Source organism: Sphingopyxis sp. EG6, from assembly GCF_003609815.1.
In the GTDB taxonomy this organism is placed as follows: Bacteria; Pseudomonadota; Alphaproteobacteria; order Sphingomonadales; family Sphingomonadaceae; genus Sphingopyxis.
The window spans coordinates 1144633-1168925 of record NZ_AP017603.1; the positions used below are offsets into that span (position 1 = coordinate 1144633).

Here is a 24293-nt window from a genome sequence, read left to right on the forward strand (position 1 = left end):
GGTGCGCTATGCCGGAAGCTGCTGGCTCGAGCAATGGAAGCTGCCGCCGCCAGCGATGATGCCGCGCGCGGGGACGCCTACCGCGCGGCGGTCGGGAAACAGCACCGCGAGGGCATCGACCGCTGCCTGATCGTTTCGGGCGCCATAGGTCGGCACGACGATGGTGCTGTTGCCGATATAGAAGTTCATATAGCTCGCCGCCGCGATCTCGCCGTCGATTTCCACGCGGCCGGGCGAAGGGAGGTCGACGATCTCGATGCCGCCAAACGCCGCGATGCGTGCGCGGGCGTCGGCGTAGATGTGGACGTTGGGATCGTCATTTCCATCCGCAACGGGTAGCGCCAGCCGTCCTTCGCCGACGAACCGCGCCAGATTGTCGACATGGCCGTCGGTGTGGTCGCCAACGAGACCGTTACCCAGCCACAGCAATCGGTCGATGCCGAGCGACTGGTGCAGCCGTACCGCTATATCCTCGCGCGTCAGCGTCGGGTTGCGGTTGGGGTTGAGCAGGCACTCCTCGGTGGTGACGCACAGGCCGGTGCCGTCGACGTCGATGCCGCCGCCTTCGAGTACCCAATCAAGGTGCTGCGTCTCCAGGTCCGCGTGCGCGGCGAGGATCGCGCCGATCTCCCGGTCGCCGGGCATCACGAACTTGTTGCCCCACCAGTTGAAGTCGAAATTGCGCGCCTCGCGCCGAGCGCCGGTGCCGACGATGATCGGCCCTGTATCGCGCAGCCAGATATCGCCGAAGGGAGCGACGAAAAGCTGCACGCCCTCATCGACGAGCGTCTCGGCAATGTCGGCATTGTCATGATCGCGAACGAGAAGATGGACCGTCTCGCCGCGCCCGCCGTCGTGGACGGCGTTGGCAAAGGCGGCGACATCGCGCCGCGCGGCGTCGATCTGGCCCGACCATTCCTCGGCCATATGCGGAAAGCCGATCCAGACGGCTTCGTGCGGCGCCCATTCGGCGGGCATGCGTAGGGTCATGCGTCTTCTCGTTCTGAAACTAGCTCCCTGGTCCGTTCGCCCTGAGCCTGCCGAAGGGCCGTTCTTATCTTCAGCGTCGAAAGGAAGAGCGGTGCTTCGACAAGCTCAGCACGAACGGAAAAGGGCGGCGTGCTACTTTGCTCCGGCGCGCGACTTGTCGCGGGCGGCGCGGAATTCGTCGCCCTCGACCCAGTTCGGCCACGCCTCGGTCATCGCCAGCATGCGGCCCGCGGCATAGTAGAGGCGCAGGTCGGCCATCATGCCGCCCCAATTGGTGATCGCCTCATATTCGTCGCCAGGCGCGTGATAGCGGTTCTTTTCATAATCTTCGGACGCCTTCTGGCCCGCTTCGACGCCGCCCTCGACCAGATCGTCGCCGCTGCCGAAGTTGAACATCGGCACGCCGAGCTTGGCAAAGCTGAAGTGATCCGACCGGTAGTAGAAACCCTTTTCGGGGGTCGGTTCGGCCTTGACCGTGCGGCCCTCCATCTGGGCGAGCTTTTCGACATAGGCGTCGAGTTCGGACTTACCGCCGCCAACGACCACGATGTCCTTGGCCGGGCCGACCGAGTTGAGCGCGTCCATATTGACCCCGCCGACGGTCTGCGACAGCGGAAACACCGGGTTTTCGGCATAATATTTCGATCCGAGCAGCCCCGATTCCTCGGCGGTCACCGCCAGGAATACGATGCTGCGGTCGGGCGCGCCAGCCTTGTTGAACGCCTCCGCCAGCGTCACCAGGCCCGCGATGCCGGTGGCATTGTCGACCGCGCCGTTGCAGATGTCGTCGCCCGCGACCGGCGTGCAGCGGCCCAGATGGTCCCAGTGGCCGGTGTAGAGCACATATTCTTGCGGACGCTTGGCGCCCGGCAAGATGCCGATGACGTTGCGCGACATTTTCTTGGCGATGTCATTGTCAAAGCTGAAGTTGGCCTTCACGCCGGTCAGCGCGACGGGCTTGAAGCCCTTCTTCTTCGCCGCGTCGCGCAGCGCGTCGAAATCCTGTCCGGCGCTGGCGAACAATTCCTTCGCCTTGGGCAGCTGGATCCAGCCGTTGGCGACGGTCTGGCTGGCGCCACCGTCCTTGCTTTCGGCCAGATATTGCGTGCCGGTGTTGCTCGATTCGACGACATTCCAGCCATAGGCGGCGGGTTCGGTGTCGTGGACGATCAGCACCGCGGCGGCGCCCTGCCGCGCCGCTTCCTCATATTTATACGACCAGCGGCCATAATAGGTCATCGCGCGGCCGTTGAATTCGCCCTTGGTTTCGGCGGTCTGCCAGTCGGGATCGTTGACGAGGACGACGACGGTCTTCCCCTTCACGTCGAGCCCGGCATAATCGTTCCAGCCCTTTTCGGGGGCGACAATGCCATAGCCGACAAACACGACGTCGCTGTCCTTGACCGCGGTCGTCGGCTGGACGCGATAGCTGAACGCGACATAGTCCTTCGCATATTGTGCGGTGACCGGCGTCTTGCCGCCGGTAAACGTCAGCGGGGTCGCATTTTTCGCAGTGATTTCGACCAGCGGCACATCCTGCGTCCAGCTGCCGTTGTTGCCTGGCTTCAGCCCCGCTTCCTGATATTTCTTGATCAGATAGGCGACGGTCTTTTCCTCGCCGGGCGTGCCGGGGGCGCGGCCTTCATAGGCGTCGAGCGACAATTCCTTCGTCACTTCCTGCAACGTCGCCAGCGACAGCTCGGGGATTTCGACATCGGGAATAGCGGTGGCGGTGGTCGCCGCCTTGTCGGACGCGTTGCACGCGGCGACGGTCAAGAGAACCGCGAAAGCCGCGGCAGATCGGGGGAAACGAAGCATGGGAATGTCCTTGGAAGGTTTCGTTTGCGGTCGGACGGGCTTGTGCCAGCCCGTCGGCGCGGGTGCAAGCGGTTGGGCTTGCGCATAAGGTCAAATCGCGGAAAGAACGTGGAAATGATCGCGCGGGGCGTGACAGTATGAGTGGAGGGGAGCAGATTTTAATGGCTCGATTTGAGGGTTTGCGTTCGACATCTTCGGCTTTTGCGGCGGCCTTACTCCTATTTTCAGCCGGATTGGGGCAAGCGCAAACGACCGTCTCTGATTCGGCGGCCCTGTTCGGCTCGGTAGGCTCGGTCGATGATATCAGTCTCTCGCCTGATGGTACTGCGATCGCCTTTATCTCGCCGTCGCCGACTGGCGGAAATGATCTGTTTGTTGTTGGTACCGCCGAAGGCGCCGTCCCCCAACGGATCATGCGCGCGAGCGGTGATCCCGAGTTTTTCTCGTGGTGCGGGTGGGAAAATGCAAAGCGCTTGCTTTGCGAAATCGCTGGTCGCGAAAAAGGAAAGGGACGCGACGTCAATTCTTTCCGGCGATTGATGGCGCTCGACCCCGACGGTAAGAACCTGAACGTCGTCGGCCCTGAAGGAAAATATGCGTTTGCAGGCAGCCATTTGATCGACTGGCTGCCCGCCGAAGACGATCGGATCATGCTTTGGCATCCCAGCAACCGCGTTGTTACGATTTCGACGCGCAACGAGGATGAAAAGACCGTCGAAGCGCCGCGCACATATGCAGTCAATTATTTGTCCGACGAAACCGGAAAACTGCGCGTTTTGGTCAGCAATGCATCCAGCGAGAGCGGGATGATCGATGGGAAGAACCGCTATTTTTCGAGGCCTGCTTCTGGCGGAAGCTGGCGAAATCTATCAGTATATGACATCTCAGCGCGCGACGGTTTTCGCCCGGTGGCGATCGAACACGGCGCCGACCGCGTGTTCGGTTTTGGCCGAGTGAATGGTCGCGTCGCATTGCAGCGGATGGAACTGCAAGGGGCAGTTGATGCCGAGACGATCTTTTCGCATCCTGAGGTCGACGTGTCGGGCACTCTGCGGATCGGGCAATCGGGGCGGGTAGTTGGGGTCGCCTATTCGACCGATCGACCACATGCCCATTATTTCGACCCGCGTATCAAAGCGCTGGCCGCACAACTTGAAAAAGCCTTGGGTGCCCGCACGGTGCGGCTTATCGACGCAACGCGCGACGAGAAGACATTTCTTGTTTGGGCGGGTTCGGACACCGATCCCGGGCATTATTACCTGTTCGACACCGCACTCAAAAGCTTGCGGCCGTTGCTGGCGGACCGGCCGATGCTTGAAGGCGCGAAGCTGTCCGAGGTACGCCCGATTAAATATCCCGCGGCGGACGGCACTGAAATTCCTGCATATCTCACGCTTCCGCCCGGCAAAGTCAGTGCCGCCGGCCTGCCAGCAGTGGTTATGCCGCACGGCGGGCCATCTGCTCGCGATGAATGGGGCTTCGATTGGCTGGCGCAATTCATCGCTCAGCGCGGTTTCGCGGTACTCCAGCCGAATTTCAGAGGTTCGACCGGCTACGGGGACGAATGGTACCAGCGCAACGGTTTTCAATCGTGGCGGACATCGGTTGGAGACGTGAGCGATGCTGGGCGTTGGCTGCTCAGCCAAGGTGTGCCAGCGGCCAAGCTCTCGATCGTCGGCTGGTCGTACGGTGGTTATGCGGCCTTGCAGTCCGGCGTAATTGCTCCTGACCTGTTCAGGTCGATTGTGGCGATCGCGCCAGTCACTGACCTTGCCCAGCTGCGACAAGAGGAAAGTCGGTACACGACGGCGCGGATCCAGCGCGACTTTATCGGGACCGGTCCGCATCTGCGCGAAGGTTCGCCTGCGCAAAACGCCGCGCAATTCAAGGCGCCCGTATTGCTATTCCACGGGACGATTGATCAGAATGTCGAGCCGACGCAGTCAAAGACCATGGTCCGCGAACTGCAAAAAGCAGGACGCGCCGTAGAACTGGTCGAATATCCCGGTTTGGCCCATGACCTCGGATCGTCGTCGGCGCGCATCGACATGCTCAAACGGATCGAGGCTTTTTTACCGAAGTGAAAAGGCAACAAAAAAAGGGCGGTCCTTGCGGGCCGCCCTTTTGAATTCTTCCGGTGGTAACCGATCAGCGCGAATAGAATTCGACGACCAGATTGGGTTCCATCTTCACCGGATAGGGCACTTCGTCGAGCGTCGGCACTCGGACATAGGTCGTCTTGGTGCCGTCGACCGCCAGATATTCGGGCAGGTCGCGCTCGGGCAGGCTCTGCGCTTCGGCGACCAGCGCCATTTCCTGCGCCTTCTTGCCGAGGGTGATTTCGTCACCCGGCTTCACCAGGCGGCTGGCGACGTTGCACTTCACGCCGTTCACATAGACGTGGCCGTGGCTGACGAGCTGGCGCGCCGAGAAGATCGTCGGGGTGAATTTCGACCGATAGACGACGGCGTCGAGGCGGCGTTCGAGCAGGCCGATCAGGTTCTGGCCGGTGTCGCCCTTCATACGGCTGGCTTCGAAATAGTTCTTCTTGAACTGCTTTTCGGTGATGTCGCCGTAATAGCCCTTCAGCTTCTGCTTCGCGCGGAGCTGGATGCCGAAGTCCGACACCTTGCCCTTGCGGCGCTGGCCGTGCTGGCCGGGGCCATATTCGCGGCGGTTGACCGGGCTCTTCGGGCGACCCCAGATGTTCTCGCCCATGCGGCGGTCGAGTTTATACTTGGCGCTCTGGCGCTTCGACATTGTCGTCTCCAATATGCTGTGTGCCGAAGGATTTCGGCGGGTTCCCGGGTCGCACCATAGGAGCTGGGTCCTATGCGACCGCCGCTTCACCGGGGTGCGGGGTCCATTGCGAAGGCGCGCGGTTAGCCGGGGGGCGGGGCAAAGTCAAGCGTGCGGCGCTGTGTCCGTACTGGTGCCTCGACAGCCGGATAAATTCCGCTAAACGCTCGGCACATGACTGACATCAAACTTCCCGAACAGTGCGAGACGATGATCGACGTGCGCGCCGGCGTCGATCAGATGGACCGCGAACTTGTCGCGCTGCTGGCGCGGCGCTTTGGCTATATGGACGCCGCGGCGCGGATCAAGACCGATCATGGCGCCGTGCGCAACGAAGCACGCAAGGCGCAGGTGCTGGACAATGTGGCGCGCGAGGCCGAGCTGGCCGGGCTGCCACCCGAGCATTTCCGCGCGATATGGGACGTGCTCGTCGAGCAATCGATCGCCTATGAAGCCACCGAGTGGCGCCGCATTCGCGCCGATCACTGATCCTGGTTAGCGGCGCCCCCCGGTAGGCGCCGCTGTTTCGGCGCGCGTCGCGTCGGGGGCAGGCTGCGCCGGTTCGGCGATGATGCGGCAGACGCGCTTTGGTACCGTTCTGCCGGTCGTTTCGACCTTTTGGCAAATCTTCTTGGGCTTAGCGGGCTTTGTCGAACCTGCTGCGTCGGGGGTCGCAGGCGGGGCTGCCGTTGCCGCATCGGGCGCGGCGGACGACAGGGCGAGGGAGAGGAAAAGCGTCAGCATCGAATCAAACTCCTTGATCGGATCAAGGCCTAAATTCGCTTCGCTAAACGGCCAAGGTACCGGTGCACCGTGGCTTGATAGTGATGGGCAAGGGATGATGGGGGGCGGGCGCCGGGTCAGGCACCCGCCGCCATCACTTGGCGCCCTTCAGCTGCTGGCTGGTCGTGTCGGCCTGACGATCCCAGCTTTCCTGCGTACGGCATTCGCGCTCGGGCAGGCGGCTGCCGGTGTTGGCGATCCGGCGGCAGATCAGCTTCGGCTTGACCTTCTCGGGCTTGGCCGCCGTCTCGGTCGTCGGCGATGCGGGCGGGGTTTCGGTGGTCGCAGCTGCAAGCGCCAGCGACATCATCAAGGTCAACATGAACGATCGAACTCCAGAGAGGGGAGGCGTCTGTTATCGCGCGCGGGGCGTCCTGCCAAGACTGGTTATGACCCCGTGCATCATCCTGATATCATTGTGCGACCAGCCGGTCTTGGTCAGCGCGGTACGCAGCGTGCGCAGCGTCGCCTCGGTTCGTTCGGGCGGATTGAAATAGCCGCTGGCGTCGAGGTCGCGGACCAGGTGCTGGATCAATTCCTCCAGCTCGCCATGCGGCGCGACGGGATCGAGCGCCACGGTCGGCGGGCTGGCGAGCGCGACGCCGCCTTCGGCTTCGCTCGGCGCATGCTTCGACCATTCATAGGCGAGCAGGATCACCGCCTGCGCCAGGTTCAGCGATGCGAAGGCGGGGTTGATCGGAACGGTCACGATCGCGTGGGCGAGGGCGACGTCGTCGGTTTCGAGCCCCGAACGCTCGGCGCCGAAAACATAGGCCGAACGTCCAGCCTCGGCATGCACGGCGCGCGCCGCGGCTTCCGGGGTCAGCACCGGCTTCATCACCCCCCGCTTGCGCACGGTCGTGGCATAGATGGTGGTGCAATCGGCGACGGCGTCGGCCAGGCTATCAAACACCCGCGCCTCGGCCAGTACGACGTCGGCCCCCGCCGCCGCCGGACCTGCGTCGGGGTTGGGCCAACCGTCGCGCGGCGCGACGAGTCGCAACTCGGTCAGCCCGAAATTGAGCATCGCCCGCGCCGCCTTGCCGATATTTTCGCCAAGCTGCGGACGGACAAGGATGATGACGGGCGGTGGTGCTACGGCCAAGGTCAATTTTTATGCGCCGCCTCGGTCACCGACGAGGCGAATTCCTCGAAATCCTTGGCCTCGGTGAACTCGCGATAGACGCTGGCGAAGCGGATATAGGCGACGCTGTCGAAACCTTTCAGCGCTTCCATCACCATCGCGCCGATTTGCGCGGCCTGCACTTCATTCTCACCCGATGTTTCGAGCTGGCGCTGGATACCCGACACTAGCCGTTCGATGCGCGCGCCGTCGATCGGGCGTTTGCGGCACGCGATCTGGATGCTGCGCATCAGCTTTTCGCGGTCGAAGGGCTCGCGACCGCCGCCGGCCTTGAGCACCGATACTTCGCGCAGCTGGATGCGCTCGAATGTCGTAAAGCGCGCGCCGCAATCCTCGCACTGGCGGCGCCGACGAATGGCCGCGCCGTCCTCGGTCGGACGGCTGTCCTTCACCTGGCTGTCTTCATGGCCGCAATAGGGACAGCGCATGGTCTAGCGTTTCACCCGCGAATAAAGCGCGATCGCGGCGCCCGCGAACAGCCCGACGGGCCAGCTCACCACCGGCAGGACCGCGCCTGCGACCGCTCCAATTACGCCGCCGGTGAGGACTGGCTTGGTTGACGGATGCGCCAGCCCCTGCTTGCCCATCGCCTTGACCTCTTCGATCGTCAGCTCGGCCAGTGTCGGCTCTTCAGGATGTTGGCGCGCCAACGGTTTCAGCCCTGATAGATGGGAAAGCGTTCGCACAGGGCGCGAACGCGGCCGCGCACATTGGCTTCGACATCGGCATCGCCATGCTCGCCCTTGTCGCGCAGTGCTTCGAGCACGTCGGCGACCATGTCGCCGATTTCCTCGAACTCGGCGATGCCGAAGCCGCGCGTCGTGCCCGCGGGCGATCCGACGCGGATGCCGCTGGTCTTGATCGGCGGCAGCGGGTCAAAGGGAATGCCGTTCTTGTTGCAGGTGATCGCGCTGCGTTCGAGCGCCTCGTCGGCGTCGCGGCCGGTGACGCCGAGCGGACGCAGGTCGATCAGCGCGAGATGCGTGTCGGTGCCGCCCGCTACGATATCGGCGCCGCGCGCCTTGAGTCGACCGGCGAGTGCCTGCGCATTGGCGACGGTGGCCTTCGCATAATCCTTGAAATCGGGGCGCAGCGCTTCGCCGAACGCCACCGCCTTGGCAGCGATGACATGCATCAGCGGGCCGCCCTGCAGGCCGGGGAACACCGCCGAATTGATCCGCTTGGCGATCGCTTCGTCATTGGTCAGGATCATACCACCGCGCGGGCCGCGCAGCGTCTTGTGTGTCGTCGTGGTGACGACATGCGCGTGCGGCAGCGGTGAAGGATGAACGCCGCCCGCTACGAGTCCGGCGAAATGCGCCATATCGACCATCAGCAACGCGCCGACGTCATCGGCGATCTTGCGGAAGCGGGCAAAGTCGAGAGTGCGGGGATAGGCCGAGCCACCTGCGATGATCAGCGCCGGACGATGTTCTTTCGCCAGCGCTTCGACCTGATCGAAATCAACGAGATGGTCGTCGGCGCGCACGCCATATTGCACGGCGTTGAACCATTTTCCCGACATCGCGGGCGGTGCGCCGTGGGTCAGGTGACCGCCGGCGTCGAGGCTCATGCCGAGGATCGTCGCGCCGGGCTTGGTCAGCGCCAGCATCACCGCGCCGTTCGCCTGCGCCCCCGAATGCGGCTGGACATTGACATAACCGCAATCGAACAGCTGCTTGGCGCGGTCGATGGCGAGCGTTTCGACCTCGTCCGACGGCGCGCAGCCCTGATAATAGCGACGGCCGGGATAACCCTCGGCATATTTGTTGGTGAAGACCGATCCCTGCGCCTCGAGCACCGCTTTCGACACGATGTTTTCGCTAGCGATCAGTTCGATCTGATATTGTTCGCGTTCCAGTTCATGCTTCATCGCCGCGGCGACGGCGGGATCGACGGTGCCGACGCCGTCGGTGAAATAGCCGGCCGATTTGATGGGCTTGTCGAGCGTGTTGGTCGTCATCGGCTGGTCTCCAGTTGCGGCGGGTTTGAAAGTTTGTCGACGCGGCGCGCATGGCGATCGCCGGCAAAGTCGGTGGTGAGGAAGGCGGTGAGGCAAGCCTTGGCCATGTCAATGCCGGTCAGCCGCGCGCCCATCGCGATGACATTGGCGTCATTATGTTCGCGCGACAGTTTCGCCGACAGCGGTTCGGACACCAAAGCACAGCGCGCGGCGGGGTTGCGATTGACCGAGATCGAAATGCCGATCCCCGATCCGCACAGCGCGACACCGCGGTCGGCGCGGCCCGCTGCCATAGCATCGCCCAGCGCATATCCAAAATCGGGGTAATCGACGCTATCGGGGCCGTTTGTGCCCAAATCCTCGACATCATGGCCTTCGGTGCACAGCCAGTCGGCGAGCAGCGCTTTCAGCTCGTAGGCGGCATGGTCAGAGGCAATGGCGATGCGCATCGGCGCGGCTCCCGCTGGGGTCAAGGGAATCGATGTCGGCCCTTTAGGCGACGCCGTCCGATTTGGCCATAAGTGAGGTGGCAAATTTGTGACGCGGCCGATAAAGCTCCGCCATGTCCGATACCGTCATATCCGTGCTGATGCTCACCGGGGTCGTGCTGACCGGCGGGGCGGCCTATGTTTTCCGCCAGGGCGACAAGCGCCGCGCACTGCTGATGCTGGTCGCGGCGCTGGTGATGTTCGCCAATGTCGCGGTGTGGCTGGTGCCGGTGAAATAGTGCGCGTCGCCCCCGCGCAGGCGGGGGCCGCTGGAAAGATAGCGCGAGGCCGATAGCGGCCCCCGCCTGCGCGGGGGCGACGGCGATTATCAGCGAATCGGCGAATCCGGCGCGAGCCGCATATCCAGATAATTATCGAGCGACTTCATCAGCTGGTCGAGCTCATGTTCGAAGAAATGGTTCGCACGCGGGATCTCGTCGTGATGGATCGTGATGCCCTTCTGCGTGCGCAACTTGTCGACCAGCTTCTGCACCGCGGACGGCGGCACGATCTCGTCCTGCCCGCCCGCGACGATGATGCCCGAAGAGGGGCAGGGCGCGAGGAAGCTGAAGTCATACATGTTCGCCGGCGGTGCGACCGACAGGAAGCCGCGGATTTCGGGACGGCGCATGAGCAGCTGCATGCCGATCCAAGCGCCGAAGCTGAAGCCCGCGATCCACGTCGTCTGCGCTTCGGGATGGATCGATTGGACCCAATCGAGCGCCGACGCCGCATCGCTGAGTTCGCCGATGCCGTTGTCGAACGTGCCCTGGCTGCGGCCGACGCCGCGGAAGTTGAAGCGCAAGACTGCGAAACCGCGCGCGACGAAGCTCTTGTACATCGCCTGCGTGATGCGGTCGTTCATCGTCCCGCCACCCTGCGGATGCGGGTGCAGGATCATCGCAACCGGCGCACGCGGGCGCGGCGGGGGCGAAAAACGGCCTTCGATACGGCCCTCGGGGCCGGGGAAAATCACGTCGGGCATGGGAGCACCTCTTATCTTTTGCGGCTGACCGCCGAATCGCCGGAGTGGCAGGGTGGCGGAGCGAAGATGGCGCCTATATAGAAACAGCGTTGCAACTTGCAACTTTTGCGAATCGCTCGCAATAAGACGCGTTCAAACGACCGCCTTTTTTCCGTTCGTGTCGAGCAAAGTCGAGACACGTTGCGTAGCGCACGCGTTCGCGTGTCTCGACTTCGCTCGACACGAACGGGATTTAGAGGCAGATGCCGCGCATGATTTACCTCGATTATCAAGCCACGACGCCGCTCGCCCCCGAGGCGCGCGCGGCGATGCTGCGCTGGCTGGAAGGGCCGGGCGAGGGCGCCAATGACCTTGGGGGCTTCGCCAACCCGTCGAGCACCCATAAGGCTGGCCGCGCCGCGGCGGCCGCGGTCGAAGTGGCGCGCGATCAGGTCGCAGCGTTGCTCCCCAAGGGCGGCCGCGTCTTCTTTACCTCGGGCGCGACCGAGGCGCTCAACTGGGCGCTGCTGCGCGGCGCCGAGATCATGCCCGGCGGCGTCGCGGGGTTCAGCATCGAGCATGCCGCATCGCTGCAATGTCTCGAGCGTTTGAATGCGACGATCCTGCCGGTCGATGGCGACGGGGTGGCGTTGCCTCCCGACCCCGCGCTGATCCCCGAAAATGGCATCGTAGCGGCGATGCTGGTGAACAATGAGGTCGGCACGATCCAGCCGGTCGCCGAATATGCCGCCGCCGCGCATGCGACGAACAGCCTGCTGCTGTGCGACGCGGTGCAGGGCTATGGCCGCGTCGCGATTCCCGAGGGCGCCGACCTGATCGCCATCTCGGCGCACAAAATTCACGGGCCGAAGGGTATCGGCGCGCTGTGGATCCGCGATGGCATCGACCTGCCGCCGCTGATGTTCGGCGGCGCGCAGGAACAGGGGATGCGATCGGGCACGGTCTCGCCCGCGCTGTGCGCCGGGTTCGGCGCCGCCGCGGCACTCGCCGCCGAACGGGCGGACGCGGATGCCGCGCATGTCGAACGGCTGTGGTCGCTGGCGCGCGAAATGTTGCCCGAATGGAGCGTCAATGGCGCGGTCGATGCGCGCTACCACGGCAATCTCAACATCCGGCGCGAGGGCGTCAACGGCCTGCGCCTGATGTCCGACGCGCGCAATGTCGCCTTCTCGCTCGGTAGTGCGTGCGGCAGCGGTTCGGGCAAGGTCAGCCATGTGCTGCGTGCGATGGGGGTCAGCGAAGCCGACGCCCGCGCATCGATCCGCCTCGGCTGGGGGCGCTATACCAGCGAGCAGGAATTGCGCGACGGGCTGACCGCGATCAAGGACGCCGCGCGATTGCAGAGGGTCAATTGATGCGCGTCACCTTCATCCACGCCGATGGCAAGGAGCGCACCGAGGCCGAAGCAGAACCGGGCAGCATCCTGCTCGACGTCGCGCAGGCGCATATGATGCCGCTGGAGGGGACGTGCGAGGGGCAGATGGCCTGTTCGACCTGCCATGTCATCGTGGCGAAAGAGGATTTCGAGCGCCTGCCTCCAGCGAGCGAAATGGAAGAGGATATGCTCGACCTCGCCGCCGGGGTGCGGCGAACGAGCCGTCTTGCGTGCCAGATCGTGCTGACCGAGACGATGGACGGGCTGACGGTGCATATTCCAAGCGAAAGCCGGAATATGCAGGGACCGCGCTGAGTGGTGAAGACCGGAAGCGGCCATTTATAAATATCGTCGTCCCGGACTTGATCCGGGATCCATAGCTGCGCCGTCGTCATGGATCCCGGATCAAGTCCGGGATGACGAAGGTCGGGAAACGACCGAAACTAGCCGTCGCCCCCGCGAAGGCGCGGGCCGCAACCGGTTTGCGCGGCCCCGCAGGAATAGGCGGCTAGCGGCCCCCGCCTTCGCGGGGGCGACGGTTTAGGTCCGTCCGACCCCACCCCAAAGCCGACCTAATGGCCGACCTTGCATTTCCCCTCGACCCCCGCCATATGCGCCGCGGGAGTCGGGCGGACGCAGTCTTCGCCAACCCGGTCAGGTCCGGAAGGAAGCAGCCGCAACGAATTCGCTGCGGGTCGTTCCGGCTCCCACCCCATTTCCCCCTTCGACAAGATCGCGCGTCGTCCCTAAGACGATGCCATGAGCGATTCCGCCGACGACGAACCCGCGATGCTGGGAATGGACCTGCCCGAGGTGAAGCCGCAGGCCTCATCCGGCCCGTACCGCGTCCTTGCCCGTAAATACCGCCCGCAAACCTTTGCCGAGCTGATCGGGCAGGATGCGATGGTGCGCACGCTGGGCAATGCGATCGCGCGCGACCGGCTCGCGCATGCGTTTCTGATGACCGGCGTGCGCGGGGTCGGCAAGACGTCGACCGCGCGCCTGATCGCCAAGGCGCTGAACTGTATCGGCGTCGACGGCCAGGGCGGGCCGACGATCGATCCGTGCGGCGTGTGCGAACCGTGCCGTGCGATCACCGAGGGCCGCCATATCGACGTGATCGAAATGGACGCCGCGTCGAACACCGGCGTCGATGATGTGCGCGAGATCATCGAGGCGGTGCGCTATGCTGCGGTGTCGGCGCGCTACAAGATTTATATCATCGACGAAGTGCACATGTTGTCGCGTAACGCGTTCAACGCATTGCTGAAAACGCTCGAAGAGCCGCCGCCGCACGTCAAATTCCTGTTCGCGACGACCGAAGTGAACAAGGTGCCGGTGACGGTGCTGTCGCGCTGTCAGCGCTTCGACCTCCGCCGCATCACCCCCGATATGCTGTTCGCGCATTTCAGCGCGATCTTGCAGAAGGAAGGCGTCGAGGCCGAGGCGCCGGCGATCTGGCTGATCGCCAATGCCGCCGAGGGATCGGTGCGCGACGGTCTGTCGATTCTGGATCAGGCGATTGCCCATGCCGACCTCGATGGCGGCGGGATGATCGGCGCGGCGCAGGTGCGCGTGATGCTCGGGCTGTCGGATCGTTCGTCGATTGCCAATCTGATGGCGTCGATCCTGGACGGCGACAGCGGCGGTGCGATCGATCTGGCGCGCGCGCAATATGCGCTGGGGATCGAGCCGGTGGCGATGGTGCGCGGGTTGATGGACCTGACCCATGCGGTGACGCTGGCCAAGGTGTCGCGCCATGACGATCCCGCGCTGGCCGAGGCCGACCGCGAACGCATCGGCGACTGGGCGCAAAAACTGGGGTTCGCGCCGCTCAACCGGTTGTGGCAGTTGCTGCTCAAGGGCCATGACGAGGTGCTGCGCGCGAACAACCCACTCGAGCATCTGGAAATGCTCTTGTTGCGGGTGATTTATGCGGCGTCGATGCCCGATCCGGGCGAACTGGCGAAGTTGCTGGAATCGGGGCGGCTACCGACGATGCCGCTCGCGGCGCCCGCCGCTGCGCCCGGGGGCGAGACGGCTACCCTCGCAGCGCCGGTCGCCGAGGCGGCTCCCGTCACCGAAAGTCCGGCCACGTCGCTGACGATCGCGCAGATTCATCAATTGCTTGAAAGCAGCGGCAATCATCGGCTGGCGGTGCAGGTGCATGATCATGTGCGGGTCATCGACCTTGCGCCGGGCGAGCTGGTCTTTGCCGCCGACCCGGCGCTGTCCGCCGCTTTTCCGCGCGATCTGGGCGACGCGCTGTTCGCGGCGACGGGCAGCCGCTGGCATGTCAGGGCGGGGGAGGGTGATGCGCGGCCCAGCCTGGGCGAAGTGCGCGCCGCGACCGCCGCCGACAATGATGCGCGGATCCGCGAACTGCCGGTGGTGAAGGCCGCATTGGCGGCTTTTCCCGACGCCAGCCTTGAAGACCCCGCCGACAATCGCCATAAGTCCAACCCATGAAATCGATCGAAGAAATGATGAAGGCGGCGCAGGAAGCTGCCGCCACCGTGCAGGCGCAGATGCAGGAGGCGCAGGCGAAGCTCGACAGCGTCGAGGTCGAAGGCGTCTCGGGCGGCGGGCTGGTGCGGATTTTGGCGAGCGCCAAGGGCCGGATCAAGTCGATCAGCATCGACGACAGCCTGATCGTTCCTTCGGACAAACAGATGCTCGAGGATCTGCTCGCCGCCGCATTCAACGACGCGCGCGAAAAGGCCGACCGGGCGAGCAACGAAGAAATGGGCAAGATGACGAGCGGCCTGCCGCTGCCGCCGGGTTTCAAGCTGCCGTTTTGAGCGAAAATGGTCCTCCCTGTCGCGAAGCGATGGGGAGGGGGACCGCCGCCGCAGGCGGTGGTGGAGGGGCTGCAACGTCACGTCATCGCCCCTCCGTCAGCGCTCCGCGCTGCCACCTCCCCATCGCTATGCGACAGGGAGGATTGATCAACCCATTCAGCACTCCGACATTGAATGCGTGCGAAGTTACGCCATATTAGCGATGAACACCCTATAAGAGGGGCGGTGCGTCCGGTCGTGGCGCCCGTCCGGGAGCCGTAATGACGCAATCTTTTCCCCTGCTGCCGCTGCGTGACATCGTCGTTTTCCCGCACATGATCGTGCCGCTGTTCGTCGGGCGCGACCGTTCGGTCGCCGCGCTCGAGACCGCGATGGAAAGCGACAAGGAAATCTTCCTCGTCGCCCAGCTCGATCCGGGCGAGGACGATCCGCAGCGCGAAGACCTGTACGACGTCGGCGTCATCGCCACCGTGCTGCAGCTGCTCAAGCTGCCCGACGGCACCGTTCGCGTGCTGGTCGAAGGCAAGGAGCGCGCCAAGCTGGTCGCGCTGACGAATGACGACAAGACAGTGATGGCGAGCGTGAAGCCGATCGCCGACACCGTCGACGACAGCGTCGATACCGCCGCACTGATGCGTTCGGTGGTCGACCAGTTCGAAAATTACGCCAAGCTCAACAAGAAGATGCCCGCCGAAACCGCGGTTCAGCTGTCGCAGATCGACGACGCTTCGCGCCTCGCGGACTCGGTGGCCGGCAACCTCAATATCAAGGTGTCCGACAAGCAGGCGTTGCTGGTCGAAGATACGCCGTCGAAGCGGCTCGAAATGGTGTTTGCCTTCATGGAAGGCGAACTCGGCGTGCTGCAGGTCGAAAAGAAGATCCGCGGCCGCGTGAAGCGCCAGATGGAAAAGAGCCAGCGCGAATATTACCTCAACGAGCAGCTGAAGGCGATCCAGCGCGAGCTGGGCAACGACAATGGCGAGGGCGGCGACGACCTCGCTGAATTGCAGCAGAAAATCGACGGCATGAAAATGTCGAAGGAGGCGAAGGCCAAGGCGAACGCCGAGCTGAAAAAGCTGCGCGCGATGGCGCCGATGTCGGCCGAGGCGACGGTGGTGCGCAACTATCTCGACACGCTGATCGGCTTGCCGTGGGGCAAGAAGTCGAAGCTGAAAAAGGACATCGCCGCGGCGCAGGCCGTGCTCGACGACGACCATTATGCGCTGGAAAAGGTCAAGGACCGGATCGTCGAATATCTGGCCGTGCAGGCGCGCACCAACAAGCTGAAGGGGCCGATCCTGTGCCTCGTCGGCCCGCCGGGCGTCGGCAAGACCAGCCTTGGCAAGAGCATCGCCAAGGCGACCGGGCGCGAATTCATCCGCCAGTCGCTGGGCGGCGTGCGCGACGAGGCCGAAATCCGCGGCCATCGCCGGACGTACATCGGTTCGCTGCCGGGCAAGATCGTCACCAACCTGAAAAAGGCGGGGACGATGAACCCGCTGTTCCTGCTCGACGAAATCGACAAGCTGGGTCAGGATTTTCGCGGCGATCCGGCATCGGCGCTGCTCGAAGTGCTCGACCCCGAACAGAATACGAAGTTCCAGGACCATTATCTGGAAATCGACGTCGACCTCAGCGACGTGATGTTCGTGACCACCGCGAACTCGCTGAACCTGCCGCAGCCGCTCCTCGACCGCATGGAGATCATCCGGCTCGAAGGTTATACCGAGGACGAGAAGGTCGAGATCGCCAAGCGTCACCTGATCGCCAAGCAGATCGAGGCGCACGGGCTGAAGAACGGCGAATTCGAGCTGACCGAGGAAGGCCTGCGCGACCTGATCCGCTATTACACGCGCGAAGCGGGGGTTCGCACCTTGGAGCGCGAGATCGCCAAGCTTGCGCGCAAGGCGCTCCGCCGCATTCTCGAAGGCAAGGCGGAAAGCGTCACGATTACGCCTGACAATCTTTCGGACTTCTCGGGCGTGCGCAAATATCGCCACGGCATGGGCGATCTGGAGGATCAGATCGGTGCCGTCACCGGCCTGGCCTGGACCGAGGTCGGCGGCGAATTGCTGACGATCGAGGCGGTGACCGCGTCGGGCAAGGGCCAGGTGCGGACCACCGGCAAGCTCGGCGAAGTGATGACCGAATCCGTCCAGGCGGCGCTGTCGTTCGTCAAGGCGCGCGCGCCGAGTTACGGGATCAAGCCGAGCCTGTTCGCGCGCAAGGACATCCATATCCACTTGCCCGAAGGCGCCGTGCCAAAAGATGGGCCGTCGGCGGGCGTCGGCATGGTCACCGCGATGATTTCGACGCTGACCGGCATTGCGGTGCGCCGCGATGTCGCGATGACCGGCGAAGTCACGCTGCGTGGCCGCGTGCTGGCGATTGGCGGCCTCAAGGAAAAGCTGCTCGCGGCGCTCCGCGGCGGGATCAAGACCGTGTTGATCCCCGAAGAAAATGAAAAGGATCTGGTCGAAATCCCGGCGAATATCACCAGCGGGTTGAAGATCATTCCGGTCAGCCATGTCGATCAGGTGCTGGCGGAAGCGCTGGTCAGTCCGGTCGTGCCGATCGAATGGACCGAGGCGGATGAACTCGCCGCTTCGCCGCCGCTGGCGCCGGGAACGGACCCCGAGACGACGATTCGCCACTGACGGCGGTGGATCGAACTCTCGCAGCCCTGCTTTTCGTCGCAAAATCGTCGTTTAACCGCCGTTTTCGCCCTTTTTTGCTTTGACAAGGCGGGGCGAAACGGCGTTAGTGGCGCCCCATGGCATGACCATGACTCATTCAATCAACCATAAGCAGGGGTTCCTTAGGCATGAACAAACAAGACCTGATCGCCGCCGTCGCTGACTCGAGCGGCCTGACCAAGGGTGACGCGAGCAAGGCGGTCGAAGCCGTTTTCGAAGCGATCACGGGTTCGCTGAAAAAGGGTGGCGAAGTTCGTCTCGTTGGTTTCGGCACGTTCGCAGTCAGCAAGCGCAAGGCATCGACCGGTCGCAATCCGCGCACCGGCGAAACGATGACCATTGCGGCATCGAACCAGCCCAAGTTCAAGGCCGGCAAGGCGCTCAAGGACGCGGTCAACTGATTGGCCAGCCCTTTCGGTGAGAATATTTCAGGCCGCGGCGCAAGCTGCGGCCTGATTTGCATCGGGACGGCCGTTTCGGCGAAATCGCCGTTGCAATCATCGGCGCAGCGGCTATGGACGTCCGGCTTTCGGGCGTCGAACATTCGGTCGATCCCCGGACGGGCGCGTAGCTCAGTGGTAGAGCACACCCTTCACACGGGTGGGGTCGCAGGTTCAATCCCTGCCGCGCCCACCATGGCCCGGTCGACCCGACGCGCAAGCGAAACGCCAGCTGACCGGACCATTCATCGCCTATTCAATGCCTTTGCATTAGAGAGACGGCCATGACCCGTACCCTGATCTTCTCGCTCATCTCGGCCCTGCTGCTGTCCGCAGGCGCACCCGCGGCCGCGCGCGGCAATCGCGATCAGGACCATCTGCGCGATGCGGCGGCGCAGGGGCAGGTCATTCCGCTCAACCGGCTGATCGCCGAAGTCCGTTCGCGCGCGCCCTATAGCGAGATGACCTATCTCGGCGGGCCGCAGTTCGATGCTGGCCGGATGATCTATGCGCTGAAGTTCATGGACGGCAGCCAGGTCGTCGTCGTCTATGTCGATGCCCGCACCGGCCGGATCGTCGGCCGCAAACCCTGAAGCTTCCGAAATCGCCGACGCGCTTCGCAACGACATTTTGCGATGATCGTTCGGACTTGATACACAGTCGAAACATGCGGCCGGGGTCACCGGTCCGCCAAGGAAAGGCGTCCGAATGCGGATCTTGATTGTCGAAGACGAACCCACCCTCGGCCCGCAGTTAAAGGCGACGCTGGAAGCGACCGGTTATGCCGTCGATCTGGCGACCGATGGCGAGGATGGCCATTTCCTCGGCTCGACCGAAAATTACGATGCCGCGATCCTCGATCTGGGGCTGCCCGAAATCGACGGGCTGACGGTGCTCGACCGCTGGCGCCGCGAAAAGCGCAATTTCCCGGTGCTGGTGCTGACCGCGCGCGACAGCTGGTCGGACAAGGTCGCGGGGCTGGATGCCGGCGCCGACGATTATCTGGCCAAGCCGTTCCAGACCGAAGAACTGATCGCCCGTCTGCGCGCGCTCATTCGCCGCGCCGCCGGCAACGCGTCGAGCGAACTGACCGCGGGCGACGTGCGGCTCGACACCCGTTCGGGCCGCGTCACGCTGGCGGGCGAAGCGGTCAAGCTCACCGCGCAGGAATATAAGCTGCTGTCCTATCTGCTCCACCACAAGGGCAAGGTGGTGTCGCGCACCGAGCTGATCGAGCATATTTACGATCAGGACTTCGACCGCGATTCGAACACGATTGAAGTGTTCGTGACGCGTATCCGCAAAAAGCTGGGCGCCGACATCATCACGACGATCCGCGGTCTGGGTTACCAGCTCGACGATCCGCAGGGCTGAACCGTTCGGCCATGGCCGATATGGACTCCAGTGCGACAGGCGTCACGGCGCGCGAACCGGTGGAAAAACCTGTCGCGCTGACCAGCCGCATGACCGGATCGCTGGCGCGGCGCATGATCGCGATCGCGGCGCTGTGGATTTCGGTGCTGCTGATCGGCGGTGGTTTCGCGCTCGATCGCGTGCTGACCGGCGCGATCACGCGCAATTTCGATTCCAGCCTCGAATATGTGCTGATCGCGATGATCCGTTCGTCCGAAATCGGCCCCGATGGCGAGGTGCGGCTGGTCGAGCCGCTCGGCGACCAGCGATTCCTGGAACCGTACAGCGGCCTTTACTGGCAGATCAGCGGGGGCAATCAGGAACCCTATCGCTCGCGATCCTTGTGGGAACGGTCGCTGAAGGCGTCGACACCGCATATCGACGACCAGATCCACACCTATGACAGTACCCAGTTCCCTGACGAGGAGCTGCGCGTGCTCGAACGCAACGTCATCCTGCCGGGCAGCAAGGTCAGCTGGCGATACCAGATCGCGCAGTCGCGCGAGGCGCTGGACGCCCAGGTCGGCGCGGTGCGCCAGACGCTGATCCCCAGCCTGGCGCTGCTCGGGCTCGGGCTCATCATCCTTGCCGCGCTTCAGACCTTTTACGGCCTCTGGCCGCTGCGGCATATCCGGCGCGCGATCGCCGCGATGCGCGGCGGGCAGAATCGCCGCGTCGATGCGCCGCTGCCGCTGGAAGTGCAGCCGATGGTCGACGAGCTCAACGCACTGCTCGCGCATAACGAGAAACAGGCCGAGGAGGCGCGTCTCCACGCGGGCAATCTGGCGCACGCGCTCAAGACCCCGCTCACCGTCCTGCTCAACAGCGCGACCAGCCAGACCTCGCCGCTCGCCGACACGGTGCGGCGCGAGGCCGCGACGATGCAGCGACAGGTCGAACATCATCTGGCGCGGGCGCGCGCGGTCGGGCGTCGGGGTGCGGCGCAGGCGCGCGCCAATGTCCGCGAAAGCGTCGACAGCGTGACGCGCGCGGTGGCGCTGCTCTATCCCAAGGTCCGGCTCGACGCGGCGGGCGACAAGCAGCTGGTGGCGCGCGTCGAACGCCAGGACCTTGATGAACTGGTCGGCAACCTGCTCGAAAATGCCGCGAAATATGGCGGCGGCAGCGTGTTCGTCACCATCCAGCGCGACGGGTCGATGGCGGAGATACTGGTCGAGGACGACGGCCCGGGGATCTCGCCCGCCGACCGCACGCGCATTTTCGATCGCGGCGTCCGCCTCGACAGCGGCAAGCCCGGTACCGGGCTCGGCCTCGCGATCGTGCGCGACGTCGCCGAAATCTATGGCGGCAGCATTGCGCTCGAAGAGAGCGACGATCTGGGCGGGCTGCTGGTGCGGCTGCGGCTGCCGGCGGGCTAAACGCCCCCAAAATTCCCGCGATGCGGGGCGCTTTGCATCGGTTCACCGCACAATCCGCCCATATTGTCTGCGCAATCGAACGTCCCGTCTTGCCGGGCGAACCGAGTTGCAAGAAGGGGCGACGGGAATTCGCGGGGGCGGCTCACTGAAGGAGTAGGGTCATGCTTACCGTTTCCAAAAGACCAAAGACTTTGTTGTTCATCACCGCGCTGGCCGCTGCGACGCCGGTCGGCCTTGCCGCGCAATCGCAAGAAGCGCCCGCCGACGGCGACGTCATGGCGACCGTTTATGGCACCCTGCCGACCCCCGACCAGATGACCAAGGGGCCGCAGGTCGAAGGCATCATCTCGGCGCGCAGCGATGGCCGGATGCGTATTCGCACCGCCGATGGCAATGACACGACGATCGCGATCGCCGACTATACCAAGATCAAGGCCAAGGGCGGCTTCCTGGGGCTCAGCACCAACAAGCTGGCGGCGGACTCGCTGCTCAACGGTCTTCCGGTGACCGTCGATACCCTGCAATGGGACGGCGGCCTGGTCGCGAGCGAGGTCGATCTCAAGAGCAAGGATCTGCGCACCGCGTCGATGATCCGTACCGGCACCGACCAGCGCTTTGCCGAGCAGACCGCCGCAACCGAAGCGCTGCGCAGCCGCGTCGGCGACATCGATCAATATAATGTCAAAAGCACGATCAACGTGAATTTCGACACCGGCAAGGCGATCCTGTCGCCGCAGGCCAAGGCCGACCTCTGCTCGACCGCCACCCAGGCCGAAGCGATGGACAATGCACTGCTGCTCGTCGTCGGTTACACCGATTCCACCGGCAGCGAGGAATTGAACCAGGCGCTGAGCGAAAAGCGCGCGGGCCGCGTCGTCAACCACCTGCAACAGGCGTGCGGCTGGAAGCCCTATCGCATGCTGACCCCGACCGGCATGTCCGAAGCCGATCCCGCGGCGGACAACAGCACCCCCGAAGGCAAGGCGATGAATCGCCGCGTCGCGGTGAATGTTCTCGTCAGCAAGGGTCTGGACGGGATGTAAGCGAACGCGCCGGGGGCGGGTAGAACCCGTCCCCGGCCGTGCTTCGAAAAGTTCACGCTGCGGTGACGACCAGTCCGCGCTGCACCGCCGGCCGCGCAAGGCCCGCATCCAGCCAGCGCTGAACCTGCACGAAACGGTCGAAACCGACGATCTCGGCGGCTTCGTAAAAGCCGATCAGGTTGCGCACCCAGCCGAGCAGCGAAATGTCGGCGATGCTGTAATCATCGCCCATCACCCACGACCGATCGGCCAGCCGCGCGTCGAGGACGCCGAGCAATCGCGCCGATTCCGCCGCATAACGGTCGCGCGGGCGCTTGTCCTCATATTCGCGCCCCGCGAATTTATGGAAAAAGCCGAGCTGGCCGAACATCGGCCCGACCCCGCCCATCTGCCACATCAACCACTGGATCGTTTCGTAGCGCGCGGCGGGATCGGCGGGCAGCAATTGCCCGCTCTTGTCGGCCAGGTAGATCAGGATCGCGCCCGATTCCCACAATGCCAGCGGCTTGCCGTCGGGGCCGTCCGGGTCATAGATCGCCGGGATCTTGCCATTCGGGTTGAGCGCCAGAAAGGCCGGGTCATGGCTTTCGTTCGCCATGATATCGATGCGGTGCGGCTCGTAAGGGAGGCCGGTTTCTTCGAGCATGATGCCGACCTTGACCCCGTTCGGCGTCGGCGCCGAGAAAAGCTGGAGCCGGTCCGGATATTGCGCGGGCCATTTGGCAAAGATCGGATGGTCCATCGTCAGACGTCCTGCTCGCGCTTCGCCTGCTGGTGATGGCGGATCACTTCTTCGATGATGAAGCGCAGGAATTTTTCGGTGAAATCGGGATCGAGGTCGGCGTCGCGCGCCAGGCTGCGGAGCCGCTCGATCTGCCGCTCTTCGCGGCCCGGATCGGCGGGCGGCATGCCCTCGCGCGCCTTCAGCTCGCCGACCGCCTTGGTGACCTTGAACCGTTCGGCCAGCATATAGACCAGCGCCGCGTCGATATTGTCGATGCTCTGGCGGTAACGGCTCAGTTGGTCGGTCATGCGCGGCTCCTCTCGTGCCCGGCCCGCTTGGCACCGGCGAGGGGGCGCTGGCAAGCCGAAAGTCGTTGCAAAATCGTGGCCGCGCCGCCAAGGCTCGCCGCATCATGACTGCCGAAATCCACCAGCTCCACGGCGACCGGCCCCCCTCGCTCGACCCTATGATGGCGCTTGTCGCCGCCGATATGAACGAGGTGAATTCGGTCATTCTCGACCGCATGCAGTCCGAAGTGCCGCTGATCCCCGAACTCGCGGGGCATCTGATCGCAGGCGGCGGCAAAAGGATGCGGCCGATGCTGACGCTCGCCTGCGGCAAGCTGCTCGATTATCCCGGACGGCGCCATTGCAAGCTCGCCGCCGCGGTCGAGTTCATCCACACCGCGACGCTGCTCCACGACGATGTCGTCGACAAATCGGACCTTCGCCGCGGCCGCAAAACCGCAAACATCATCTGGGGCAACAGCGCGTCGGTGCTGGTCGGCGATTTCCTGTTCAGCCGCGCTTTCGAGGTGATGGTCGAGGACGGGTCGCTGAAGGTGCTCAAGATCCTGTCGCGCGCGTCGGCGGTGATCGCCGAGGGCGAGGTCAACCAGCTCTCCGCCCAGCGCCGCATCGAAACCAGCGAGGACCAATATCTCGCGATCATCAACGCCAAGACCGCCGAACTGTTCGCCGCGGCGTGCAAGATCGCCGCGGTCGTCGCCGAACGCGACGAAGCGACCGAGGCCGCGCTCGACGCCTATGGCCGCAACCTCGGCATCGCGTTCCAGCTCGTCGATGACGCGATCGATTATGTCTCGGACGCCGAAACGATGGGCAAGGGGGTCGGCGACGACTTTCGCGACGGCAAGGTCACGCTGCCGGTCATCCTCGCCTATGCGCGCGGCAGCGCCGAGGAACGCGAATTCTGGAAACTGGCGATCACCGGCCACCGCACGTCGGACGAAGACCTTGCCCACGCGACCCGGCTGCTGCGCCAGCATGGTACGATCGACGATACGCTCGCGCGGGCGCGCCATTATGGCCAACGCGCGGTCGACGCGATCGGCGGCTTCCGCGCCAGCCACGCCAAGGCCGCGCTGACCGAGGCGGTCGCCTTTGCGGTCGCGCGGGCCTATTAGATTCTTGGTAATCCCTCCCCTTCAGG

General features: G+C 64.2%; 27 protein-coding genes, 1 tRNA gene and 1 other RNA gene. 16 read left to right on the forward strand and 13 right to left on the reverse strand.

Going from position 1 to position 24293, the window contains the following annotated elements; translation table 11 throughout:
* Positions 1-6 precede the first annotated feature (6 nt).
* Both SPYCW_RS05655 and SPYCW_RS05660 read right to left on the reverse strand, forming a co-directional pair.
* Complete coding sequence (locus SPYCW_RS05655) at positions 7-990, reverse strand: agmatine deiminase family protein (RefSeq protein WP_120215972.1); 984 nt, start codon at positions 988-990, stop codon at positions 7-9.
* Positions 991-1122: 132 nt separating this feature from the next.
* Positions 1123-2808, reverse strand: coding sequence for a M28 family metallopeptidase (locus tag SPYCW_RS05660; protein ID WP_120215973.1), 1686 nt, complete (start codon positions 2806-2808; stop codon positions 1123-1125).
* 137 nt (positions 2809-2945) lie between these two features.
* On the opposite strand from SPYCW_RS05660, the gene SPYCW_RS05665 reads away from it, so the two are divergent.
* On the forward strand, positions 2946-4892 hold the full coding sequence (locus SPYCW_RS05665; protein WP_120215974.1) for an alpha/beta hydrolase family protein: 1947 nt from the start codon (positions 2946-2948) through the stop codon (positions 4890-4892).
* Positions 4893-4956: 64 nt separating this feature from the next.
* Here the strand turns inward: SPYCW_RS05665 and rpsD are convergent, their stop codons facing one another.
* On the reverse strand, positions 4957-5568 hold the full coding sequence (gene rpsD / locus SPYCW_RS05670; protein ID WP_120215975.1) for a 30S ribosomal protein S4: 612 nt from the start codon (positions 5566-5568) through the stop codon (positions 4957-4959).
* A gap of 213 nt (positions 5569-5781) precedes the next feature.
* Between rpsD and SPYCW_RS05675 the strand changes: the two genes are divergently transcribed.
* Positions 5782-6096 carry a chorismate mutase gene (locus SPYCW_RS05675; protein ID WP_120215976.1) on the forward strand — a complete coding sequence of 105 codons (315 nt, stop codon included), beginning with the start codon at positions 5782-5784 and terminating at the stop codon, positions 6094-6096.
* Positions 6097-6102: 6 nt separating this feature from the next.
* Here SPYCW_RS05675 and SPYCW_RS05680 read toward each other — a convergent pair whose 3' ends face one another.
* From SPYCW_RS05680 to SPYCW_RS05710, 7 genes are all read right to left on the reverse strand, one after another.
* On the reverse strand, positions 6103-6351 hold the full coding sequence (locus SPYCW_RS05680; RefSeq protein WP_120215977.1) for a hypothetical protein: 249 nt from the start codon (positions 6349-6351) through the stop codon (positions 6103-6105).
* A 133-nt stretch (positions 6352-6484) separates the two neighbouring features.
* A complete protein-coding gene (locus tag SPYCW_RS05685) occupies positions 6485-6712 on the reverse strand; it encodes a hypothetical protein (RefSeq protein WP_120215978.1) in 228 nt (75 codons plus the stop codon).
* Between the two features lie 33 nt (positions 6713-6745).
* Positions 6746-7495: an RNA methyltransferase gene (locus SPYCW_RS05690; RefSeq protein WP_120215979.1), complete on the reverse strand. Its 750-nt coding sequence runs from the start codon at positions 7493-7495 to the stop codon at positions 6746-6748.
* Positions 7496-7497: 2 nt separating this feature from the next.
* A complete protein-coding gene (gene nrdR / locus SPYCW_RS05695) occupies positions 7498-7962 on the reverse strand; it encodes a transcriptional regulator NrdR (protein WP_120215980.1) in 465 nt (154 codons plus the stop codon).
* Between the two features lie 3 nt (positions 7963-7965).
* Positions 7966-8184 (reverse strand): hypothetical protein, encoded by a 219-nt coding sequence (locus SPYCW_RS05700; protein ID WP_120215981.1) that lies wholly within the window; start codon positions 8182-8184, stop codon positions 7966-7968.
* A gap of 5 nt (positions 8185-8189) precedes the next feature.
* A complete protein-coding gene (glyA, locus tag SPYCW_RS05705; RefSeq protein ID WP_120215982.1) occupies positions 8190-9497 on the reverse strand; it encodes a serine hydroxymethyltransferase in 1308 nt (435 codons plus the stop codon).
* On the reverse strand, positions 9494-9946 hold the full coding sequence (locus SPYCW_RS05710) for an RpiB/LacA/LacB family sugar-phosphate isomerase (protein WP_120215983.1): 453 nt from the start codon (positions 9944-9946) through the stop codon (positions 9494-9496). The genes glyA and SPYCW_RS05710 overlap by 4 nt, the downstream gene beginning before the upstream one ends.
* 113 nt (positions 9947-10059) lie before the next feature.
* Between SPYCW_RS05710 and SPYCW_RS18940 the strand changes: the two genes are divergently transcribed.
* The gene (locus tag SPYCW_RS18940) at positions 10060-10224 is read left to right on the forward strand and encodes a hypothetical protein (RefSeq protein ID WP_172595431.1); all 165 of its coding nucleotides are present in this window, start codon (positions 10060-10062) and stop codon (positions 10222-10224) included.
* Between the two features lie 89 nt (positions 10225-10313).
* Here SPYCW_RS18940 and SPYCW_RS05715 read toward each other — a convergent pair whose 3' ends face one another.
* On the reverse strand, positions 10314-10970 hold the full coding sequence (locus tag SPYCW_RS05715) for an alpha/beta hydrolase (protein ID WP_088441609.1): 657 nt from the start codon (positions 10968-10970) through the stop codon (positions 10314-10316).
* A 251-nt stretch (positions 10971-11221) separates the two neighbouring features.
* Here SPYCW_RS05715 and SPYCW_RS05720 point away from each other — a divergent pair, with 251 nt between their 5' ends.
* The 12 genes from SPYCW_RS05720 to SPYCW_RS05775 all read left to right on the forward strand — a co-directional run bounded on the left by SPYCW_RS05720 (position 11222) and on the right by SPYCW_RS05775 (position 22117).
* Positions 11222-12325 carry a cysteine desulfurase family protein gene (locus tag SPYCW_RS05720; protein ID WP_120218132.1) on the forward strand — a complete coding sequence of 368 codons (1104 nt, stop codon included), beginning with the start codon at positions 11222-11224 and terminating at the stop codon, positions 12323-12325.
* Positions 12322-12660 (forward strand): 2Fe-2S iron-sulfur cluster-binding protein, encoded by a 339-nt coding sequence (locus SPYCW_RS05725; protein WP_120215984.1) that lies wholly within the window; start codon positions 12322-12324, stop codon positions 12658-12660. The genes SPYCW_RS05720 and SPYCW_RS05725 overlap by 4 nt, the downstream gene beginning before the upstream one ends.
* A 302-nt stretch (positions 12661-12962) precedes the next feature.
* Positions 12963-13060, forward strand: an RNA gene (ffs, locus tag SPYCW_RS05730) — signal recognition particle sRNA small type.
* Positions 13061-13104: 44 nt separating this feature from the next.
* Positions 13105-14814, forward strand: coding sequence for a DNA polymerase III subunit gamma/tau (locus SPYCW_RS05735; RefSeq protein ID WP_120215985.1), 1710 nt, complete (start codon positions 13105-13107; stop codon positions 14812-14814).
* Positions 14811-15146 (forward strand): YbaB/EbfC family nucleoid-associated protein, encoded by a 336-nt coding sequence (locus tag SPYCW_RS05740; protein WP_120215986.1) that lies wholly within the window; start codon positions 14811-14813, stop codon positions 15144-15146. Before SPYCW_RS05735 ends, SPYCW_RS05740 begins: the two co-directional genes overlap by 4 nt.
* 260 nt (positions 15147-15406) lie before the next feature.
* Positions 15407-17803, forward strand: coding sequence for an endopeptidase La (gene lon / locus SPYCW_RS05745; RefSeq protein WP_120215987.1), 2397 nt, complete (start codon positions 15407-15409; stop codon positions 17801-17803).
* A 167-nt stretch (positions 17804-17970) separates the two neighbouring features.
* Entirely contained in the window at positions 17971-18243 is a 273-nt protein-coding gene (locus SPYCW_RS05750; protein ID WP_088441614.1) for an HU family DNA-binding protein, read from the forward strand.
* 160 nt (positions 18244-18403) lie between these two features.
* A tRNA-Val gene (locus tag SPYCW_RS05755) sits at positions 18404-18478 on the forward strand.
* Positions 18479-18566: 88 nt separating this feature from the next.
* Positions 18567-18875 (forward strand): hypothetical protein, encoded by a 309-nt coding sequence (locus SPYCW_RS05760; RefSeq protein WP_120215988.1) that lies wholly within the window; start codon positions 18567-18569, stop codon positions 18873-18875.
* Between the two features lie 115 nt (positions 18876-18990).
* Complete coding sequence (locus SPYCW_RS05765) at positions 18991-19656, forward strand: response regulator transcription factor (protein ID WP_120215989.1); 666 nt, start codon at positions 18991-18993, stop codon at positions 19654-19656.
* A gap of 113 nt (positions 19657-19769) precedes the next feature.
* Positions 19770-21074 carry a sensor histidine kinase gene (locus tag SPYCW_RS05770; protein ID WP_120218133.1) on the forward strand — a complete coding sequence of 435 codons (1305 nt, stop codon included), beginning with the start codon at positions 19770-19772 and terminating at the stop codon, positions 21072-21074.
* A gap of 161 nt (positions 21075-21235) precedes the next feature.
* Positions 21236-22117 (forward strand): OmpA family protein, encoded by an 882-nt coding sequence (locus SPYCW_RS05775; RefSeq protein ID WP_120215990.1) that lies wholly within the window; start codon positions 21236-21238, stop codon positions 22115-22117.
* A gap of 52 nt (positions 22118-22169) precedes the next feature.
* Here SPYCW_RS05775 and SPYCW_RS05780 read toward each other — a convergent pair whose 3' ends face one another.
* Entirely contained in the window at positions 22170-22859 is a 690-nt protein-coding gene (locus SPYCW_RS05780; protein ID WP_197715659.1) for a glutathione S-transferase N-terminal domain-containing protein, read from the reverse strand.
* Between the two features lie 2 nt (positions 22860-22861).
* The gene (locus SPYCW_RS05785; protein WP_120215991.1) at positions 22862-23149 is read right to left on the reverse strand and encodes a chorismate mutase; all 288 of its coding nucleotides are present in this window, start codon (positions 23147-23149) and stop codon (positions 22862-22864) included.
* A gap of 104 nt (positions 23150-23253) precedes the next feature.
* On the opposite strand from SPYCW_RS05785, the gene SPYCW_RS05790 reads away from it, so the two are divergent.
* Positions 23254-24267 (forward strand): polyprenyl synthetase family protein, encoded by a 1014-nt coding sequence (locus SPYCW_RS05790; protein ID WP_120218135.1) that lies wholly within the window; start codon positions 23254-23256, stop codon positions 24265-24267.
* Positions 24268-24293: the final 26 nt, after the last annotated feature.

Coding starts and splice junctions, on each gene's coding strand:
- SPYCW_RS05740 (WP_120215986.1), top strand. CDS start 14,811: ATGAAATCGATCGAAGAAATGATGAAGGCGGCGCAGGAAGCTGCCGCC.
- SPYCW_RS05770 (WP_120218133.1), top strand. CDS start 19,770: ATGATCGCGATCGCGGCGCTGTGGATTTCGGTGCTGCTGATCGGCGGT.
- SPYCW_RS05785 (WP_120215991.1), bottom strand. CDS start 23,149: ATGACCGACCAACTGAGCCGTTACCGCCAGAGCATCGACAATATCGAC.
- glyA (WP_120215982.1), bottom strand. CDS start 9,497: ATGACGACCAACACGCTCGACAAGCCCATCAAATCGGCCGGCTATTTC.
- SPYCW_RS05660 (WP_120215973.1), bottom strand. CDS start 2,808: ATGCTTCGTTTCCCCCGATCTGCCGCGGCTTTCGCGGTTCTCTTGACC.
- SPYCW_RS05790 (WP_120218135.1), top strand. CDS start 23,254: ATGACTGCCGAAATCCACCAGCTCCACGGCGACCGGCCCCCCTCGCTC.
- SPYCW_RS05710 (WP_120215983.1), bottom strand. CDS start 9,946: ATGCGCATCGCCATTGCCTCTGACCATGCCGCCTACGAGCTGAAAGCG.
- SPYCW_RS05750 (WP_088441614.1), top strand. CDS start 17,971: ATGAACAAACAAGACCTGATCGCCGCCGTCGCTGACTCGAGCGGCCTG.
- rpsD (WP_120215975.1), bottom strand. CDS start 5,568: ATGTCGAAGCGCCAGAGCGCCAAGTATAAACTCGACCGCCGCATGGGC.
- SPYCW_RS18940 (WP_172595431.1), top strand. CDS start 10,060: ATGTCCGATACCGTCATATCCGTGCTGATGCTCACCGGGGTCGTGCTG.
- SPYCW_RS05780 (WP_197715659.1), bottom strand. CDS start 22,859: ATGGACCATCCGATCTTTGCCAAATGGCCCGCGCAATATCCGGACCGG.
- SPYCW_RS05720 (WP_120218132.1), top strand. CDS start 11,222: ATGATTTACCTCGATTATCAAGCCACGACGCCGCTCGCCCCCGAGGCG.
- SPYCW_RS05760 (WP_120215988.1), top strand. CDS start 18,567: ATGACCCGTACCCTGATCTTCTCGCTCATCTCGGCCCTGCTGCTGTCC.
- SPYCW_RS05655 (WP_120215972.1), bottom strand. CDS start 990: ATGACCCTACGCATGCCCGCCGAATGGGCGCCGCACGAAGCCGTCTGG.
- SPYCW_RS05765 (WP_120215989.1), top strand. CDS start 18,991: ATGCGGATCTTGATTGTCGAAGACGAACCCACCCTCGGCCCGCAGTTA.
- SPYCW_RS05735 (WP_120215985.1), top strand. CDS start 13,105: ATGAGCGATTCCGCCGACGACGAACCCGCGATGCTGGGAATGGACCTG.
- SPYCW_RS05665 (WP_120215974.1), top strand. CDS start 2,946: ATGAGTGGAGGGGAGCAGATTTTAATGGCTCGATTTGAGGGTTTGCGT.
- SPYCW_RS05715 (WP_088441609.1), bottom strand. CDS start 10,970: ATGCCCGACGTGATTTTCCCCGGCCCCGAGGGCCGTATCGAAGGCCGT.
- SPYCW_RS05675 (WP_120215976.1), top strand. CDS start 5,782: ATGACTGACATCAAACTTCCCGAACAGTGCGAGACGATGATCGACGTG.
- SPYCW_RS05685 (WP_120215978.1), bottom strand. CDS start 6,712: ATGTTGACCTTGATGATGTCGCTGGCGCTTGCAGCTGCGACCACCGAA.
- SPYCW_RS05775 (WP_120215990.1), top strand. CDS start 21,236: ATGCTTACCGTTTCCAAAAGACCAAAGACTTTGTTGTTCATCACCGCG.
- nrdR (WP_120215980.1), bottom strand. CDS start 7,962: ATGCGCTGTCCCTATTGCGGCCATGAAGACAGCCAGGTGAAGGACAGC.
- lon (WP_120215987.1), top strand. CDS start 15,407: ATGACGCAATCTTTTCCCCTGCTGCCGCTGCGTGACATCGTCGTTTTC.
- SPYCW_RS05680 (WP_120215977.1), bottom strand. CDS start 6,351: ATGCTGACGCTTTTCCTCTCCCTCGCCCTGTCGTCCGCCGCGCCCGAT.